Raw genomic sequence first — 1,483 nt, forward strand, 5'->3', positions numbered from 1 at the left:
CCTGAACCGCCTATAAGGACCTCCCCATTTTGACAAGCGGGTTTTAATGCGTCACTGGTCAAGTTCCGTTGTCGTTCGAGACGTTGGTGGTGCGGACGGCGGCGAGACAGACTGCATGCCTATAAACGGCCTTGCTGGGCGCTGTGGTTGCCACGCCCGGGCCCGGATAATAACCGCGCAGCGGGACTCCATCCCTGGGACGGCGAATAGATGCGATTTGGCGCCTTACGGTTCATCGAGTTCGCCCGCTGCCGGTCTGACCTGTCGCTATCCTTTACCTGTTGCGTCTTCGAGTGCAAAGTGGATCGTGGTTGATGCCTGTTTCAGCTGTTTGTTGCCCAAATCACCGCGCGCGGAGCAATACACACGTGCGATGGATCAAATTTCTCGCCTTTCGCGAGCACGGCCCAGAGAATACGCGCATGCTTGTTGGCGACGGCGACCAGCGCCTTGTAGTAGCCGACGCGCGCCTGTAGCTGGACAATCCAGCGCGAGAGGCGGTCGTCACGTCGGTGCGCCGTCAGGACCGCTGAGCGCGCGCCCTGAAACAGCAGGGTTCGGAGATAGTCGTTGCCTTGCTTGGTGATGCGTCCGAGCCGCTGTTTGCCGCCGCTGCTGTTCTGTCTAGGTACGGTGCCGATCCAGGCAGCCATCTGCCGGCCGTTTTTGAATTGTCGCGCATCAACGACGGTCGCAACAGCGGCGGATGCAGTCAGAGGGCCCACGCCGCACACGTCCATGCACCGCTGTGCCTGAGGATCATGACCGGCGTGTTCGGCAATCTGTTTGTCAAGCCACGCGATTTCCTGATCCAGTGCCTGGCATTGCGTCCAGCCACGCATCAGGGCCTGGCGTGCGGGACCAGCGAGTTCGTTGCTGCCGTCTTCGATACGGTCGACGATGTGTTGGTGAAATGTGCGGATGCCTTGCGCCAGAAACACACCAAACTCGGCAAGCAGTCCGCGCAGGCGATTCACCAGCGCGGTACGTTCCTCGACAAACCCGGTCCGCATGCGGTGAAGTACAAGCACGCTTTGCTGGGCCGGTGACTTGACCGGCACGAAACGCATCTGTGGACGGCTAGCGGCCTCACAGATCGCTTCGGCATCCTGTGCGTCGTTCTTCACGTGGGGACCTCCCTTGCGATAGGGGGCCGCAAATTGCGGTGGAATGAGCCGCACTTCGTGTCCGAGCGTGCGAAGCTTACGCGCCCAATAGTGCGCCGCGCTGCACGCTTCCAGGGCCACCAGGCACGGCTCAAGATTGGCAAACCAGATCACGAACCGTTCGCGGGCAATTGCCTTGCGTACGACGACACGTTCGGCAGCGTCAACTGCGTGGACTTGCATCACATTCTTCGCCAGATCCACGCCAACGCGAGTATCTTTTCCATGACTTCCCCCTTCGCTGAAGGTTGTGTAGCACAGCCATGATCGCACCAACCGGCGCCGATCTGGCGATCGGGGAGGTCCTTACCAATTCC

General features: G+C 60.4%; 1 protein-coding gene. It reads right to left on the bottom strand.

Annotated features, from left to right (window positions below; genetic code table 11):
- Positions 1-323: 323 nt before the first annotated feature.
- Entirely contained in the window at positions 324-1,427 is a 1,104-nt protein-coding gene (locus AWB81_RS42850) for an IS110 family RNA-guided transposase (RefSeq protein WP_268811813.1), read from the bottom strand.
- Between the last annotated feature and the right edge of the window lie 56 nt (positions 1,428-1,483).

It is taken from the genome of Caballeronia arationis, assembly GCF_001544975.2.
Taxonomy (GTDB): Bacteria; Pseudomonadota; Gammaproteobacteria; order Burkholderiales; family Burkholderiaceae; genus Caballeronia; species Caballeronia arationis.